At 63.0% G+C, this 15,727-nt stretch carries 15 protein-coding genes and 1 pseudogene; 8 read left to right on the top strand and 8 right to left on the bottom strand.

All coding sequences use genetic code 11. From position 1 onward, the window contains the following. Positions 1-628: 628 nt before the first annotated feature. From EHV23_RS07995 to EHV23_RS08010, 4 genes are all read left to right on the top strand, one after another. Positions 629-1,618 carry an RpnC/YadD family protein gene (locus EHV23_RS07995; RefSeq protein WP_125095616.1) on the top strand — a complete coding sequence of 330 codons (990 nt, stop codon included), beginning with the start codon at positions 629-631 and terminating at the stop codon, positions 1,616-1,618. A gap of 106 nt (positions 1,619-1,724) precedes the next feature. Beyond that, positions 1,725-1,979 carry a DUF4351 domain-containing protein gene (locus EHV23_RS08000; RefSeq protein WP_158615893.1) on the top strand — a complete coding sequence of 85 codons (255 nt, stop codon included), beginning with the start codon at positions 1,725-1,727 and terminating at the stop codon, positions 1,977-1,979. 325 nt (positions 1,980-2,304) lie between these two features. Further along, positions 2,305-2,682: a type II toxin-antitoxin system RelE/ParE family toxin gene (locus tag EHV23_RS08005; RefSeq protein WP_125095618.1), complete on the top strand. Its 378-nt coding sequence runs from the start codon at positions 2,305-2,307 to the stop codon at positions 2,680-2,682. Next, a complete protein-coding gene (locus EHV23_RS08010; RefSeq protein ID WP_125095619.1) occupies positions 2,663-2,974 on the top strand; it encodes a helix-turn-helix domain-containing protein in 312 nt (103 codons plus the stop codon). The genes EHV23_RS08005 and EHV23_RS08010 overlap by 20 nt, the downstream gene beginning before the upstream one ends. A gap of 100 nt (positions 2,975-3,074) precedes the next feature. On the opposite strand, the gene EHV23_RS08015 is transcribed toward EHV23_RS08010, so the two are convergent. Next, entirely contained in the window at positions 3,075-3,332 is a 258-nt protein-coding gene (locus tag EHV23_RS08015) for a FitA-like ribbon-helix-helix domain-containing protein (protein ID WP_125095620.1), read from the bottom strand. Positions 3,333-3,700: 368 nt separating this feature from the next. On the opposite strand from EHV23_RS08015, the gene EHV23_RS08020 reads away from it, so the two are divergent. From EHV23_RS08020 to hepT, 4 genes are all read left to right on the top strand, one after another. Then, positions 3,701-4,018 carry a type II toxin-antitoxin system RelE/ParE family toxin gene (locus EHV23_RS08020; protein WP_125095621.1) on the top strand — a complete coding sequence of 106 codons (318 nt, stop codon included), beginning with the start codon at positions 3,701-3,703 and terminating at the stop codon, positions 4,016-4,018. Further along, entirely contained in the window at positions 4,015-4,374 is a 360-nt protein-coding gene (locus EHV23_RS08025) for a helix-turn-helix domain-containing transcriptional regulator (protein ID WP_125095622.1), read from the top strand. The genes EHV23_RS08020 and EHV23_RS08025 overlap by 4 nt, the downstream gene beginning before the upstream one ends. 212 nt (positions 4,375-4,586) lie before the next feature. Further along, entirely contained in the window at positions 4,587-4,961 is a 375-nt protein-coding gene (gene mntA, locus EHV23_RS08030) for a type VII toxin-antitoxin system MntA family adenylyltransferase antitoxin (protein ID WP_125095623.1), read from the top strand. Between the two features lie 66 nt (positions 4,962-5,027). Further along, complete coding sequence (gene hepT / locus EHV23_RS08035; protein WP_125095624.1) at positions 5,028-5,450, top strand: type VII toxin-antitoxin system HepT family RNase toxin; 423 nt, start codon at positions 5,028-5,030, stop codon at positions 5,448-5,450. 13 nt (positions 5,451-5,463) lie between these two features. Here the strand turns inward: hepT and EHV23_RS08040 are convergent, their stop codons facing one another. From EHV23_RS08040 to obgE, 7 genes and pseudogenes are all read right to left on the bottom strand, one after another. Further along, a complete protein-coding gene (locus EHV23_RS08040; protein WP_125095625.1) occupies positions 5,464-7,173 on the bottom strand; it encodes an aminoacyl-histidine dipeptidase in 1,710 nt (569 codons plus the stop codon). A gap of 130 nt (positions 7,174-7,303) precedes the next feature. Continuing rightward, a complete protein-coding gene (locus EHV23_RS08045; protein WP_125095626.1) occupies positions 7,304-7,738 on the bottom strand; it encodes a DUF29 domain-containing protein in 435 nt (144 codons plus the stop codon). A gap of 53 nt (positions 7,739-7,791) precedes the next feature. Continuing rightward, positions 7,792-9,459 (bottom strand): energy-dependent translational throttle protein EttA, encoded by a 1,668-nt coding sequence (gene ettA / locus EHV23_RS08050; RefSeq protein ID WP_125095627.1) that lies wholly within the window; start codon positions 9,457-9,459, stop codon positions 7,792-7,794. Between the two features lie 227 nt (positions 9,460-9,686). Continuing rightward, a complete protein-coding gene (locus tag EHV23_RS08055; RefSeq protein ID WP_125095628.1) occupies positions 9,687-10,301 on the bottom strand; it encodes a hypothetical protein in 615 nt (204 codons plus the stop codon). Beyond that, complete coding sequence (locus EHV23_RS08060) at positions 10,298-11,914, bottom strand: S41 family peptidase (RefSeq protein ID WP_125095629.1); 1,617 nt, start codon at positions 11,912-11,914, stop codon at positions 10,298-10,300. The genes EHV23_RS08055 and EHV23_RS08060 overlap by 4 nt, the downstream gene beginning before the upstream one ends. A gap of 275 nt (positions 11,915-12,189) precedes the next feature. Next, entirely contained in the window at positions 12,190-13,839 is a 1,650-nt protein-coding gene (locus tag EHV23_RS08065; RefSeq protein ID WP_125095630.1) for a GMC family oxidoreductase, read from the bottom strand. A gap of 638 nt (positions 13,840-14,477) precedes the next feature. After that, positions 14,478-15,575, bottom strand: a pseudogene (obgE, locus tag EHV23_RS08070) (GTPase ObgE); the annotation flags it as partial. Positions 15,576-15,727 lie beyond the last annotated feature (152 nt).

Consider the following 15,727-nt stretch of genomic DNA (forward strand, 5'->3'; position numbering starts at 1 on the left):
TGAATGCCTCCATCCTGATCGGGTTGCAAAGGAGGCAACTATGACTGAACGCAAGTCAGATGAACAGAATGTTCATAATGGACCACTTACGATGCTTCGCGGATAAGCATGAGTGCAATTGGGCGTTTTCGGGTGATGGATGGCGATGACCTTTAGCCTCAGATGGCCCTCATCCCAATATACGTAAGCACGGCGCTGAATGAGCTGAACCTTGTTGTTCAGATCCTCTATCATCCACAGCCTGAGAAAACGGTGGTAGCGTCCCCAGTGGAAGCTTCGCCTCCCGCGCCCAAAGTTCTGCTGCGCGTAACGGCAAGTAATTCTGTAGCTTGTTAGTACCCGCACGAGCGGGAAGTCGAAGGGCTTCCCGCTCATCCCTGCTGGCTTTCTGTATGCACCATATCACGGGTATCTCAAGGTCGAACAGTCATCACTCCTCAGTGCAGCCCAAACACCCCATCCAGCAAACCAGCCGTCTGCACGACCAACAGTACCGCGGGATACGCTCCCCCCAATTCTCCATCCGGCCTAGACCAGATGGCCAGAACCGGCATCCTGCCCATGCCATCCCCTTGCCTTCCTACTGAAATGTCCGGGCTGTTTTCACGAACACCCACGGGCATTCAACATGAGCGCCGGTCACGATTCCGACAAAACCCCAAACCCCCAGGCTCCACCCGACCCGATTCCTGAAGGGACAGGGCAAGCGCCTCCCAATCCGGACGCCCCCGGTCGCACGCCATCTGCCCCCGCGCCAGCATCGGCTCCGGCCAGAACGCCGGCCGTCGACCACGACTGGGTATTCAAGAACCTGGTCCAGGACTACCCGCAGGCGGCACTGGCCTTCTTTGCCGCCGGTGAGAAGATCGGCCTCGACGACGACATCGAGATCACCTTCCTCGGGCAGGAACCGCTCGAAGAGCAGATGACCGAGGGCAAGCAGATCCTCGACATGCCGATGCGCGTACGCTGGCGCGACGGTTCCCGCGAGGACCTGGTCATCCTGCTGGAAGAAGAAACCATCCCCTCCCGCTTCAACCCCGAGCGTCTGCTGAGCTACACCGTGCGCGTCATGCGCCGCGAGGGCACCCGGCGGGCACTGCCCATTGTCATCTGCCTCAAGCGTGGCAAAATGGAAGCGCAGCTATCACTTGGGGGCGACCACCTGTACCCGCTGCAGTTCCGCATCCCGCACTGGCACCTGGCCTCGATGGACGCCGCCGCCTACGCCGAAAGCCCCAACATCCTCGCCCGCATCATGACGGTGATGATGTGTTACCCCCACACCCCAGAAGCCCGGGTCCGGGTATACGGCCAGGCCTGGAAGGGGATTCTGGCGCTGGAGCCCGACCCCGACCGGCAGCTAGAGCGTGTCATGGACTCATTCGTCCCCGCGCTGGCCTCAAATCCGTGTGCTGACAAGGCGCACTGCGCAGGCAAGGCTGGTCGCCTTGCCAAGCAGGGCAACGCCGGCAGCGCGCGGATTTGGGGCCAGCCCGGAGGGAAACCCCCTTTGGGCGCGCATGACTGCGTTGGCAGTGCCTTGAAGCCATCCAGGATTCTGCGGCCCTGCCGCCTTGTCCTGCACGCCCAAAGGGGGTTTCGCGGGGACGAATGAGTCCATGACACGCTCTGAGCAACTGAGCATCATGGAACTCTATCTGACACTGAACACCGAAGAACGGCAACTGCTCGGGCAGCAATACCCACAGGAGAAACAACGCATGAACCAACTGACAGCACGCTGGTACGAAGAGGGCCGCATCGAGGGGCGGCAACAGGGTCGTCTTGAAGGCCAGCAGGAAGGCCGCCTCGAAGGCCAGCTGAAGACGCTGGTCCGGCAGCTGACCCGCCGGTTCGGCACACTCGACAAAGCCACCGAAACCCGGCTGCAGGGTGCCACCCAGGGCGAGCTGGATCGCTGGACCGACAGCATCCTGACGGCACAGTCGCTGGAAGAGGTGTTCCGGCTGCAGTGAGGTGTGCCGCTTGCGGAGGGTATACCGGTGACGGCACAGGCGCTGGTGGCTTCCCTGCTCCGTGGAAGAAGCCAATCCAGCGCGCGGCCGCCAGACCGCTACTTGTCCAGCATTCGAACAACGGGGCAGCAGGGCTCTCCAGCGTCGCCTTGATCCAATCTATACGCTGCGCACACATTGCGGAAAGAACACTCTTTTCCCAGTACCCCCTTCACCGCGCCCTTCTTCCCCTCCTCCCGGCCGGCCAATTGGCCAGCGGTTATTCCCACGTAATTGGATGTATAATATGCTCTTGACATCATATGCTTTGTAAGGAATACTTTACATGAAGTGGGAGGTTGAGTACACAGACGAGTTAGGCATATGGTGGGAGGGGTTGAATGAGGCGGAGCAGGAATCAATCGCGGCTTCTGTCCAGCTACTTGAAGAACGAGGGCCAGATCTCGGCTTTCCTCACACATCCAGCATCCATGGTTCAAGGTACCCGCACATGCGGGAGCTTCGTATCCAGCACCAAGGGCGCCCATATCGGATCCTCTATGCATTCGACCCCCGGCGTTTCGTCATCCTCCTCATCGGGGGTGACAAGACAGGGGACAAACGTTGGTACTCCACCCACGTTCCTGTCGCAGACAGCCTGTACAGCGTACACCTTGATACCCTGAAGAACGAAGGATATTTCGATGGCAAAGAAATTCAGTGAACTGCGCGCCAGAATGTCACCCGATTCTCAAGCTCGCGCAGCGGCTCGTGCCGAAGCCATGCTTCTGGAGATGCAGCTTCAGGAGCTTCGCAAGGCTCGCAGCATAACCCAGATTGAAGTAGCCCGTTCCATGAGCGTGGAGCAGGCTGCCATTTCCAGACTCGAGCGTCGGGAAGACATGTATGTCAGCACATTGCGCGATTACATCAGGGCGCTTGGTGGCGAGCTGAAACTGGTTGCCTCGTTCCCCGACGCCGATATTCAGGTACACCCCTTCGAAGCACAGCCTTGATCGTCCATCTTGGGCCAACTGAAAACACTGACCCGGTGGCAGCCCCTCTGGTCCGGCACATACCGCATCAGCTCCGCGATGACGTTTGCGTCCGGGAGAATCATTCAAAAACGGCCGCTCCGGCCGGACCGCCCTGCTGGCTACCTTCAAACACCGCCAGCTCCTCGTCACTAAGCCCGCCATCACGACGACTGAGCCCAGCCATCATCGAGCCGAAACGGATACGATGCTCTGGTCTGGCAGCCCTTGCGATGATATCGAGCAGCTCCGCTTCCAGGCTGCGTCCCTTCAGGGCAGCCTGCGCACGAATGGCCCTGTACACCTCGTCAGGAACATTCCGGATGGTCACTGATGGCATCTTGCACCTCCGTGGGTTGCCTGAAATGCCTGCATTCAGGCACAACGCGAGCGTATCTGTGACGGACAGCCCCCGCCTCTCGCAAAGCACATTCTGTCAATACAACTGACAAAATAAACAGTATCATGCTTGTCTGTTGAATGCACTCCGTGGTCCGGCACCCTGAGTATGTCATGGGCTCTTCTCTTCGTCCTTGCACGGGCCTCAGTCTGTGGGCTCACGGCGCTCTGCACCGGCAAGGCAGGCCCCTTGCGGCCTCCTCCAGACCTGACGGGACCTGGCTGCCCTGTACCGCACAGCGTCACAACCGGAATGCATCAGCCTGCCGGGCACACATTGACGGAAAGTAGCCTATAAGCGACAATGTCATGTACATTCTCAAAACCTATATCACCCAAAGCGGTCGAAACCTCTTTCAGGACTGGCTGACCAGCCTGCGGGATCCCGTCGGCAGGCGGGCCATCGTTGCCCGGCTTTCACGTGTCGCCAATGGGCACTTCGGCGACCACAAGCCCGTTGGGCATGGGGTGCACGAACTCCGCATCCCCACGGGTTCCGGCTACCGGATCTACTACGCACGCGATGGAGATGTCGTGATACTGCTCCTGACCGGCGGCAACAAATCAACCCAGAGCGCCGACATCCAGACGGCAATCCGCTACTTCATGGAATGGAAAACCCGATGAAAGACAAACTGTATGACGATGTCATGGCAGAGGTCTTCCGTGATGACCCTGCTCTTGCGGTCGAGTCTCTCAACACGCTGCTGGAAGAAGGCTGCACACAGGGAGAGCTTCTTGTCATCCTGCGCCAGCTGGCTCAGGCCCAGGGCGGCATCAGCCAGATATCCGCCCGTGCCGGCCTCAACGAAAAAAGCCTCTATCGCACCCTTTCCGGCCAGGGCAACCCGCGCCTCAGCAGCCTCAATGCCATTCTGCACGCGCTGGGCCTGCGTCTGGCGGTCGTTCCGCTGGCACACACCCCGCACCCCGAAAACGCCCCCCAAACCAGCCCAGCCGATGCAGCCGCGGTGGCAGCCTGACATTCGCATCAAACCGATGAAACAGCCATGGCAGCCCGGCAACATGTCCGCACTGCAGCGCAGACCATACAGGCACTGAAACCGCCAGAAGTTACTTCGACACCTACGCCCTTCCACACCGCGCGCACACCACACAACCACAGGAGCGCCCAGTGAACAGCAGCCCCCCTGGCAAAGTCCGCACAGGCTTCCCTCGCAGCCATGCAGCATCGATGGTCGAATACCTGCGCACCCGCATCCCGGACCTGCAGGCGGTCTACGCATTCGGCAGCCAGATCACCGGCCACGCGCGGCCCGACAGCGATCTGGATCTGGCCGTTCTGATGAAGAGACGCGCAGACGCACTGACCCTGTTCAACCTGTCCAGTGATCTGGCCGATCTGGCTGGCTGTGATGTCGATCTGCTGGACATTCGGGCTGCGTCCACCGTCATGCAGTACCAGATACTGACAACCGGGGAGCGCTGGTGGGCCGTGGACTATCCAGCCGATCTTTTCGAAATTTTTGTGCTCAGGGAAAAAATCGATCTTGACGAACGGCGCGCCGGCATTCTGGAAGACATCCGTCAACGTGGTTCAGTTTACTGACATGACCGCGCTGTCCAGGGTCAACCAATACCCCTTGTCCCTCTCTGCAAACGGACGCCATCTGACATGACCGACGACATCCTGATCAACAAGAGCACCACCATCGAACGGTGTGTTGCCCGCGCACGGTCCGAGTACAACGCCAACCCCGCCGGGTTTGCCACCGACTACACCCATCAGGATGCCGCCATCCTGAACATTCAGCGGGCCTGCGAAGCGGCCATCGATCTGGCCTTCCATCTGGTTCGCCAGAAGAACCTGGGGGTTCCTCAAAGGGCACGTGATGCATTCGATCTGCTCGCCCAGCACGGCTGGATTCCGCCGTCGCTGGCCGACACACTCAAGCGCATGGCCGGTTTCCGCAATCTGGTGGTGCACGATTACCAGTCGGTCATCATTCCCGTGGCCATCGACATCATCCAGCATCACCTGGACGACCTTCTGCAGTTCAGCAGCCTGCTCCTGCAGAAGGCCGGCCAGGCTTCGTAAAGGTACGCCCGAATCAAACCTTTTCCTGCGCCAGCTCCCGCAGGCAAAGCTTCAGCCAGTCGTAGAACCGCCCCACCGTATCGATTTTCACGGCCTCGTCTGGCGAATGTGCACCGGTAATGGTGGGGCCGAAGGAGATCATCTCCCAGTGCGGGTAGTTCCTTGCCATGATGCCGCATTCCAGCCCGGCATGAATGGCCGACACCAGCGGCTTGCGTCCAAACATCTTTTCTCCGGTACGCACGAACAGGCGCACCAGCTCAGAATCCGGTTTGGGCTGCCAGCCACTGTAATCGGCTGCATATTCCGACGTGCCACCGGCCAGTCGCACTACGCTGGCCATGCGGCGCGCCAGGTCCGTTTTCTGGGCATCGTCGGATGAGCGCAGCAGGCAGCGGATGTGCACGGCCTTGCCGTCGCATGCCACGGCGGCCAGATTGGTGGAGGTTTCCACCAGGCCCGGCATGGAAACGGTCATGCGGTCCACACCATTGGGCATGGCGCGCAGCGCATCCAGTACCCGTGGCGCATCCGCCAGCTCTTCGGTAATTTCTGCAGCCGGTTCCAGCGTGATGCTCAGGCCGGCATCTTCGGGCGGCAGTCCACGACGCAGGGTCTGCTGCAGTTCCTGCAGCCAGGCTTGCACATCGGCCACCAGGGCTTCCACGCTGGCGGCGGAGCCAGACCCCTGGGCTGAGGCACCTGCTCCTGCCCGTTCATTTTCACACGCCATACCCGGTGCGGACACCAGAAAGCCGATCCGTGCATGCGCCTCACGCGGGATGGCATTGCGCAGGTTGCCGCCCTGCAGATCAGCCAGCACCACGCGTACCGCCGGCGGAGCAGACATGTCGCCGGACAGGGATACATCCTTGCCTGCAGCGGCCACAGGCGCGGCTACGGATGCGACTGCAGCGGCCCCCGTCTGTTTGCTGCCCCGGGCCAGTGCCTCACGCGAACCGGGTACGGCCGCGGCATCGAATTCACCATCCTGCCCGTTCAGATGCAGCTGCAGCGCTTCCAGCACCCGCACCAGCACCAGAATGGCATTGCCCCGGCCCTTGATGATGTCCATGCCGGAGTGGCCGCCCTTCAGCCCTTTCACGGTCAGTTGCCAGCCGGGAAGCTGCACGGGGCGGGTGCTGTACGGAATGCGGTAGGTACCATCCACGCCGCCCGCGCAACCGATGCACAGTTCTCCCTCTTCCTCGGTGTCGAGGTTGATCAGGTATTTGCCATTCAGCCAGTTGGGCTGCAGGCCCTGCGCCCCCACCATGCCGGTTTCTTCGGTGGACGTGAACAGGGCTTCCAGCGGTGGATGCTCGAGTGTTTCATCGGCCAGCACGGCCAGTGCGGTGGCTGCACCAATGCCGTTGTCGGCGCCCAGCGTGGTGCCGTCGGCCGTCAGCCAGCCGTCTTCCCGCACTTTCGTGGTGATGGGATCCTTTTCGAAGTCGTGCACCTTGTCGGCATTTTTCTGCGGCACCATGTCGAGGTGCGACTGCAAAATCACGCCGGGAGCATTTTCATGGCCGGGGCTGGCCGGCTTGCGTACGCGGATGTTGCCGGCCGCATCGCGCTCGGCCGGCAGGCCCAGCCGTTTGGCTTCTTCCAGCACGTACTGCTGCACGGCCTCTTCATGAAACGAAGGGCGCGGAATCTGCGTGAGCTGGTGAAAATACTGCCAGACACGGGCAGGCTGCAGGTCGTGGATGGTGGTCATGATCAGTCTCACATGAATTGATTTGTAGCGGAAACGCCTGGCCCCGGAAGCACCGTCCTGCTGGCGATAGCGCTTTCACGCTCGGGTCGCAGAGGCCTGTCCATCGAACAGCCATTCTGGTCTGAAGTTTTCAGGACGGAAACCAGTCTTCGTCGCGCACCTGCGCCATCGTCCATGGGCAGGATTCAGGAAAATAACCAATGCCGGTCTGGTCGGCCGCACGTTTCACGGCTTCATCCCAGGCGTTCTGCTGCCAGCGCTCGCTGGCAAGCTCCGCCTTGAGGCTGGGCGTTTCTTCCAGGGCACGTGCAATGCCCTTGCGCTGCTTGCGGATGCTGGTTTCCCAGCTTGCCCCGCGCCGTTCCGGCTGGAAATGCCACTTCAGCAGATGCGCCATCAGCTCGGCCATCCGGCTCAGCAATTCCCGTTTTTCGCTCCTGCCCACGTCTTCGACCTCATCTGCAATATTTTTCAGATCGAGCAGGTCGAATCGCCCTGCGCGCAGGAATTCGGCCTGCTGACTGGCCCATGCCACGATGTCCTGATCGTATTTGATGGTTTCCATTGTCAGCCCTCCAGAGATGCGCAAAGGGCGCCCGAAGGCCCCCCCTGCGTCAATCACACGTGAATCGACTTGTACCGGAAACGCTTCGGCTTGGCGGCCTCGTCGCCCAGGCGGCGGCGCTTGTCTTCTTCGTATTCGCGGTAGTTGCCGGCAAAGAAGGTCCATTGCGAATCGCCTTCGGCGGCCAGGATGTGGGTGGCAATGCGGTCGAGGAACCAGCGGTCGTGGGAAATGACCAGGCAGCAGCCGGCAAATTCCAGCAGCGCGTCTTCCAGTGCACGCAGGGTTTCCACGTCCAGGTCGTTCGACGGTTCGTCCAGCAGCAGCACGTTGCCGCCTTCCAGCAGCGTCTTGGCCAGATGCAGGCGGCCGCGTTCACCGCCGGAAAGCTGGCCCACCAGTTTCTGCTGGTCCGGCCCCTTGAAGTTGAAGCGGCCGATGTAGGCGCGCGACTGCATTTCGAACTTGCCGACGTTCATGATGTCCAGCCCGCCGGACACGTCCTCCCAGACGGTCTTGTCGCTCTGCAGCGATTCGCGCGACTGGTCCACGTACGCGATGTGCACGGTGTGGCCGATTTTGATTTCGCCGCTGTCGGGTTTTTCGCGGCCGGTGATCATCCGGAAAATGGTCGATTTGCCGGCGCCGTTGGGGCCGATGATGCCGACGATGGCCCCCGGCGGAATCTGGAAGCTGAGGTTGTCGACCAGCAGGCGGTCACCGTAGGCCTTGGAGACGTTGCTGAATTCGATGACCTGATCGCCCAGGCGCTCGGCCACGGGGATGAAGATCTCCTGCGTCTCGTTGCGGCGCTGGTATTCGTAGGACGACAGTTCGTCGAAGCGGGCCAGACGGGCCTTGCTCTTGGCCTGACGGCCCTTGGCGTTCTGGCGCACCCATTCCAGCTCCTTCTTCAGAGCTTTCTGGCGGGCGGACTCGGCGGCCTCTTCCTGCCGCAGGCGATTGCTCTTCTGGTCCAGCCACGAGCTGTAGTTGCCACGCCAGGGAATGCCGCTGCCACGATCCAGTTCCAGAATCCACTCGGCGGCGTTGTCGAGGAAGTAGCGGTCGTGGGTGACGGCCACGACGGTGCCGGTGAATTTCTGCAGGAACTGTTCCAGCCAGTCGACGCTTTCGGCATCGAGGTGGTTGGTGGGCTCGTCCAGCAGCAGCATGTCGGGGCGCGACAGCAGCAGGCGGCAGAGGGCCACGCGGCGCTTCTCACCGCCGGAGAGATTGCCGATTTTGGCATCCCACGGCGGCAGGCGCAGGGCATCTGCGGCCACTTCGAGCTGCAGCTCGATGTTGTCGGTACCGGCGGCCTGGATGATGGCCTCGTATTTGGCCTGATCGGCGGCCAGGGCGTCGAAGTCGGCGTCCGGCTCGGCGTAGGCGGCGTAGATTTCTTCCAGCTTCTGCTTGGCCTCGACGATTTCGCCCAGGCCCCCTTCAACGGCTTCGCGGACGGTGTCCTCGGGGTCGAGCTGCGGCTCCTGCGGCAGATAGCCCACCTTGATGCCGGGCATGGGGGTGGCTTCGCCCTCGATGTCCTTGTCGAGCCCTGCCATGATCTTGAGCAGGGTGGATTTGCCGGCGCCGTTGGTACCCAGCACGCCGATCTTGGCACCGGGGAAAAAGCTGAGCGATATATCCTTCAGGATCTGCCGTTTGGGCGGGACGGTCTTGCCGACCCGGTTCATGGTGTAGACGTATTGGGCCATGTAGCTGCGGCAGTCTGCGCTGCCGGATAGGTGAGATGGTATGCAATCCGGGCATTATCGCAGAGGGGGCCACACGGGCCAAACGTCACATGATTCCGCCGGCGCTCGCCTGCCTCCATCAGGACAGCCAGGCGCGTGCCATGAACCTGTTCGTTCGCAATCAGGGGGCAGGCCCCGACAGCCAGGAACGGCACAGAACATGAACGGAACAGGAAGTCTGGCGGCGCTTACTGTTTCACCGGCGGCGGCAGGCAGCGGCACTCGCGCAGCAGCTGCGAGGCGGGCACGGGCCGGGTGGCGGACGATTGCGCCGGAACGACCACCATGCAGCCGCGGGGGCCAAAGCGCAGCTGCATCAGGAAGGGCTGCGGGGTCAGGCGCTTGCCGTCGAGAATCTGCCCGTCCTTCCCTTTGGCAAAGGTCTGGTCCAGAACCAGCTCGCTGCTGTCGACAAAGGCCGCATTGCCCAGCAGCACGCGCTGGCCACTGAATCGCTCGGCCACGGTCTCGATGGCGGCCAGGCAGGATCTGCTGGTCTGCGAGGCCAGCCGGGCGGGCGGCAGGTCCGACAGCGACACGCCCGGATCCTGCGACAGCTGTTCGGCGGCGCGCGCCTGCTGTTCCTGCATCGCGTCTTCGTGTGCGCCCTCACGGTGGATGCGCTCTTCCAGCGACTCGTGGCGCGAGCTGCCGGAAGCATCGCCGGCAGCGCGCTCGCCCGATGCGGCGCAGCCGGACAGCACGGCAGCGCCCAGCAGTGCCAGCAGCGCTGCCCTCGCGCCCCCTCCGGCAACGTGTGAAGTGAATCGGGAGGCGGTGGCGGGCAGCGCAGAGAACGTCATGGCAGCAGGAACTTGTTGGTCAGGGCAGGGCTGCGCACCATGCGCGGGTCATGGATGCGGCCAGCCGGCCGGGCTGTGCCATCGGCACCGGTCGCACCCAGCTGCTTGCCCTGGACGGTTGCGGAAGAAGCCGGGCAGCTGCCATGCTGGCGGTAATGGAGGGCCGCCGCCAGCAGGCTTTCCTTCACGTCGCCCAGCTGGTGGGTGACATCGTCTGCCACCATGCAGTTGGGCGTGAAGCCGGCATCGAAGCCGCCGACGCCCTTGTCGTTGACGCCGTCGAACTCGATGGGGAAGTATGACATACCGCAGTTGTCCTTCGCGGTGAAGCCGTAGGGCTTGCCGCAGGTGGTATTGCCGATCTGCACCACCTCCACATCAACACCCCGCAGGCCATTGACCAGCGACTCGCTGGCCGAGCAGGTGCTGTTGCTGGTCAGCACGTACACGCGCTTCAGGCCCAGGTTGGGCAGGGACTGGCCAGCCTTAGTGCCCGTGCCCTCGGTGCCCGTGGTCTGGGACATGAAGCGCATCTGGCTCTGGGATGCCTCGGTTTCACGCCTGCGCTTGTCGTTGTATTGCAGGCGTTCGAACACCTTGCCCTGGGTCAGCGAAGTATCGCTCAGCATGTAGGCCAGCTGGGCCGACTGGTACAGATAGCCGCCGCCGTTGTAGCGCAGGTCCACCACCACGTCCTGCACCTGCTGGTTCTTCATGTCGGTAACGGCTTTGAAGAGCTGCGATTCCACCGGCAGGGTAAAGCCGTTGAACTGCAGGTAGCCGATCTTTGCACCATCGTCGGTGGTGATCACACTGGCCGTCTGGACCGGCGGTTTCTGGTATTCACCGGCGCTGAGCACGGTCTGGCGGTTGGGCTGTTCCGCATCCACCGGCTTGAGTTCGAAGCCGGTTTTCTCGCCATCATTGGCCGAGAACAGCACGCGGTTCAGCTCCTCGACCTCGGCGGCGTCCTGGGTGTTGACCACGTCGATACGCTTGCCGCTGGCGGTGGTCACCGTCACCAGCATGTCACCACGCGAAACGCCCTGCTGGGCAGCCGGTGTGCCCTCGTGAACCACCAGCACACGCACATCCCGCGGCACTTCGTTTTTCAGGATGCCCAGATCCACCCCGTAACCGCTGGCCGTACCGGCCTGCGAGGAAGCCTTCCACTCCGCGGTGGGTATGGCAAAGCTGAAGCGGTCCTTGCGGGCGCCGCGGACCGTCAGTTTGGGCGACAGCAGCGCCCGGAAATAGTTCTGCATCCCTTCTTCGTGCCCGACCTGCAGATATTCTGGCAGCTGCCCGTTCACCTGCGGCATGTCGGCATACCAGAGGTAGCTTTCCTGCATGTAGGCGCGGATGAACTGCTGTTCGGTCTGGCGCGACCCTTTGCGATAGCCTTCCAGCCAGTCACCACTGCTGCTGTGGGCCAGCGTGTTGTCGACCGCGCACTGGTTGGCGTACTGGGCGGAGGCGCCAAGGTCGCCCGGGGCATCGGAGAGGCTCCGTGTGCCCACCCCGCCGGCGCCGCCACCGCCGCCGCCGCAGCCCGCAAGCACTGTGGCCAGCAGTGCGGAAACGGCCGTGAGGGTGAAGTGTGTCGCTTTCATGCGACGAATCTTGCCGAATACTCGATGGTGCAGGCAATGAACTACGCCACGGTTTCGGCCAGACGGATCGCGCCTGCCGCCCGGTGGAGAAGCCCTCCTGCCCGCGCACCGCCTGCCACTGCTCACGCTGCCTGTTGCCCTGCCGACAGTGTGGTGGTTGGCCCATGTCCAGCCCGCCCGCCTGCTGTCCGTCCCCGAACGCCCACTGCTGACGTGCCGCCCGCCTGCCGGTTACCGGACAGGTCGGAATACACGGGCAGGGGACGGGGCGCCACTCAGGACACGGGCGCCGGGGGCAGCGGGGAGGTACCCAGAATCAGGTCTGCACCCTTCTCGGCAATCATGAACGACGGGGCGTTGGTGTTGACCGAGGGCAGAGACGGCATGATCGAGGCATCCACCACGCGCAGGCCCTCGAGGCCGTGCACGCGCAGCGAGGCATCGACCACCGAGTCCGGCCGGTCGGCGGGGCCCATCCGGCAGCTGCCCACCACGTGGTAGACGGTTTCGCCGGTACGCCGGGCGAAGTCGAGCACTTCGTCGTCGCTGCGGCAGTCCGGCCCCGGCACCTGCTCGCTGTCGAGGAAGGGACGCAGGTAGGAAGTTTCGAGCATGCGCCGGCCCAGACGGATGCCGTTGATCAGCACGCGCTGGTCGCGTTCGTCGTTCAGGTAGTTGGGCTGGATGCAGGGCGCCTCGAAGGGGTCGTCGCTGATGGCGTGGACATGGCCGGTACTGAGGGGGCGCGACTGCCAGGCGCCGATCGTCATGCCCGGCCAGCCATCGATGAGGCCGACGATGCCCCCGCGGAAACTGGCCGGCGCAAAGACATACTCCATGTCGGGTCGTACTGCCTCGGCACTGCTGCGGGCAAACACATGTGCCATGGAGGCGCTGAGCCCCAGCACGCTGGGCTTGCCGCGCAGCCAGCGCCAGCCCTGGGCAATGACGCCCGGGAACTTCACCAGCTCGTTGATGGTGCGCACATAGCGCAGCTTCGACACCAGCCGGACGCGGTAATGATCCTGCAGGTTCTGGCCCACGCCGGGCAGTTCGTGCACCACCGGCACGCCCAGCGTTTCGAGCAGCGGGCGCGGCCCCACCCCGGAGATCTGCAGCAGCTTCGGCGAATTGATGCTGCCGGCCGCCAGAATGACCTCCCGCCGGGCACGCACGGTTTCGACCCTGCCATTCGGCCCGCCCCGCACATAGCGCACGCCCACCGCGCGCCGGCCCTCGAACAGCACGCGGCTGGCCTGGGCGCGGGTACGCACATCGACCTGCGGACGCCGGCGCGCCGGCCGCAGAAAGCTCACGGCCGAACTCTGGCGGCGACCACCATGGATGGTGCGCTGGAAGAATCCGGCCCCCTCGTACTGTTCACCGTTGTAGTCGGAGGTACGCGGGATGCCCAGTTCGTCCATGCCGGCCAGAAAGGCGTCGCACAGGGGGTGATGCCAGTCGAGGTCGGTGACGCGCAGCTCGCCTTCGCGGCCCCGGTAGAGGTCGTCTCCCACCCCGATCTTCTGCTCCAGGCGGCGGAAGTACGGCAGCACCTCGGCATAGGACCAGCCGGGGTTGCCGGCAGCGGCCCAGGCGTCGTAGTCTTCGCGCGGACCGCGCACGAACGACATGCCGTTGATCGAGCTGCTGCCGCCGAGCACGCGCCCCTGCGGCAGACGGATGCTGCGCTGGACCACCCTGCCCGGCTCGGTGGTGAAGTTCCAGGTAAGCCGGCGGCTGTGCACGTTCCAGACGTAGCCAACCGGCAGGTGAATGAGCGGACTCCAGTCGGCCCCGCCAGCCTCCAGCAGGCACACGCTTGCCCCGGTGGCGCTCAGACGGTTGGTCAACAGGCAGCCGGCCGTGCCGGCACCCACCACCACATAATCGAACTCGCCATTCATATTGGCTTCAGGAGCCATTGGCCTGCTCCATGATTGGGAACCATTGAACTGCTGCCCGACATGACTGTCCGTGCAACGTCCGGTACGGAAGTATCACGCCAGCGACCATGCAGTGCCACGCCGGCGATCATGTCATGAGGCACATGGATTATCAGCGCACGGAAAAAATAGTGCCCCGGGCGATAACGCCTCGAGCGGATGTAATTTTAGCGCAACACCTGTCGTGTCGCGACAAAACCACGCCAATACAACAGAAAAACACCAGATGTGTCTTATATGCACCCAAGGGTATTGCGTTTTTGAAATTGATCCTGCATAGAGCCGATGCATTGTGCCAGCAAAACCGGTGCGTTGCACCGGCAGAACCGATGCATTGCGCCAGCAGAACCGGCGCGTTGCGTCACGTGACATGACGGACGCCGGCGCGGACAGAAAGGAAAAACCGGCTGCGACTGCGGCACCGGCTTTCGCCGCTTTTCCGTGCCGGCGGAATCAGGCACCGATCAGACCCTGTCGTGAGCCGGTGCGCGATCCGTACCCTCAGCATTGCCGGACAAAACGTTTGGCGTTTCCGCATTGCGGCCTCGCGCTTCCGAATCGCCTTCTGGCGCGCCCACATCGCTGCCTTGCGCTTCTGCATCGCCGATTGGCACGTCCACATCGCGACCTCGCGCGTCTGCACCACCATCTGGCACTTCTGCATCGCGGTCGAAGCGCACATCCGGATCGACGGCCTCGGGGGGACGCAACGATTCGAGATAGTCCCAGATGGCATAACAAAGCTCGCGACAGCCCTGGCCGGCAATGGCCGAGATCTCGAACACCGGCCCCTGCCAGTCGAGCGCCTGCACCAGACGTTCGCGCACCTCGGCCACCTGGTCCGGCGCCATCATGTCGACCTTGTTCAGCACCAGCCAGCGTGGCTTTTCGTACAGCGCCGGGTCGTACTTGCGCAGTTCATCGATGATGGTCCGGGCCTCGTCCACCACATCACGGTCGGGGTCGAACGGGAAGATGTCCACCAGGTGCAGCAGCAGCCGGGTACGCTGCAGGTGCCGCAGAAAACGGTGCCCCAGGCCCGCGCCCTCGGCAGCGCCGCCGATCAGCCCCGGCACATCGGCCACCACGAAGCTGCGCCCCTCGTCGATGCGCACCACACCCAGGTTGGGATGCAGCGTGGTGAACGGGTAGTCTGCCACCTTCGGTCGCGCATTGGATACCTGCGAAATGAAAGTGGATTTGCCGGCGTTGGGCATGCCCAGCAGCCCCACGTCGGCCAGCACCTTCAGCTCCAGCTTCAGGCGCCGCTCCTCGCCCGGCCAGCCCGGCGTGGACTTGCGGGGGGCACGGTTGGTACTGCTCTTGAAGTGCAGGTTGCCCAGCCCTCCATCCCCACCCTTTGCCAGCACGACGCGCTCACCATGGGTGGTCAGGTCGAACAGCAGTTCACCCGAATCTTCATCGTAGATCTGTGTGCCCACTGGCATGCGCAGCAGGATGTCGTCGCCGCCCTTGCCGTACTGGTCGGAACCACGGCCGTTTTCGCCCCGCCGCGCCTGGTACTTGCGGGTGTAGCGGAAGTCGATCAGCGTGTTGATGTTGCGGTCGGCCTCGGCAAGAATCGAACCGCCCCGGCCACCATCACCGCCGTCGGGGCCGCCGAACGGGATGAACTTCTCGCGACGAAACGACGCTGCCCCGTTGCCGCCATTGCCGGCCATCACTTCGATCCGGGCTTCATCGATGAACTTCATGAATCTTCACGCCTCTTGCGTGTGTCTGCTTTCCGCATTGTAGGAGAGCGGTCATGGAGCGTGCCCCAAAAGCCCCACATCATGCCGTCCCGCCCGGCGGGTACGGCCGCGAGTGCGGCCACCGGCAGACGAACCCCAGAAAACACCAGCGG

This window comes from Lautropia dentalis, assembly GCF_003892345.1.
Taxonomy (GTDB): Bacteria; Pseudomonadota; Gammaproteobacteria; order Burkholderiales; family Burkholderiaceae_E; genus Lautropia; species Lautropia dentalis.

Excerpts from the sequence above, each read along its gene's own strand:
- EHV23_RS07995 (WP_125095616.1), top strand. The coding sequence starts at position 629 with ATGAGCGCCGGTCACGATTCCGACAAAACCCCAAACCCCCAGGCTCCA.
- EHV23_RS08000 (WP_158615893.1), top strand. The coding sequence starts at position 1,725 with ATGAACCAACTGACAGCACGCTGGTACGAAGAGGGCCGCATCGAGGGG.
- EHV23_RS08005 (WP_125095618.1), top strand. The coding sequence starts at position 2,305 with ATGAAGTGGGAGGTTGAGTACACAGACGAGTTAGGCATATGGTGGGAG.
- EHV23_RS08010 (WP_125095619.1), top strand. The coding sequence starts at position 2,663 with ATGGCAAAGAAATTCAGTGAACTGCGCGCCAGAATGTCACCCGATTCT.
- EHV23_RS08015 (WP_125095620.1), bottom strand. The coding sequence starts at position 3,332 with ATGCCATCAGTGACCATCCGGAATGTTCCTGACGAGGTGTACAGGGCC.
- EHV23_RS08020 (WP_125095621.1), top strand. The coding sequence starts at position 3,701 with ATGTACATTCTCAAAACCTATATCACCCAAAGCGGTCGAAACCTCTTT.
- EHV23_RS08025 (WP_125095622.1), top strand. The coding sequence starts at position 4,015 with ATGAAAGACAAACTGTATGACGATGTCATGGCAGAGGTCTTCCGTGAT.
- mntA (WP_125095623.1), top strand. The coding sequence starts at position 4,587 with ATGGTCGAATACCTGCGCACCCGCATCCCGGACCTGCAGGCGGTCTAC.
- hepT (WP_125095624.1), top strand. The coding sequence starts at position 5,028 with ATGACCGACGACATCCTGATCAACAAGAGCACCACCATCGAACGGTGT.
- EHV23_RS08040 (WP_125095625.1), bottom strand. The coding sequence starts at position 7,173 with ATGACCACCATCCACGACCTGCAGCCTGCCCGTGTCTGGCAGTATTTT.
- EHV23_RS08045 (WP_125095626.1), bottom strand. The coding sequence starts at position 7,738 with ATGGAAACCATCAAATACGATCAGGACATCGTGGCATGGGCCAGTCAG.
- ettA (WP_125095627.1), bottom strand. The coding sequence starts at position 9,459 with ATGGCCCAATACGTCTACACCATGAACCGGGTCGGCAAGACCGTCCCG.
- EHV23_RS08055 (WP_125095628.1), bottom strand. The coding sequence starts at position 10,301 with ATGACGTTCTCTGCGCTGCCCGCCACCGCCTCCCGATTCACTTCACAC.
- EHV23_RS08060 (WP_125095629.1), bottom strand. The coding sequence starts at position 11,914 with ATGAAAGCGACACACTTCACCCTCACGGCCGTTTCCGCACTGCTGGCC.
- EHV23_RS08065 (WP_125095630.1), bottom strand. The coding sequence starts at position 13,839 with ATGGCTCCTGAAGCCAATATGAATGGCGAGTTCGATTATGTGGTGGTG.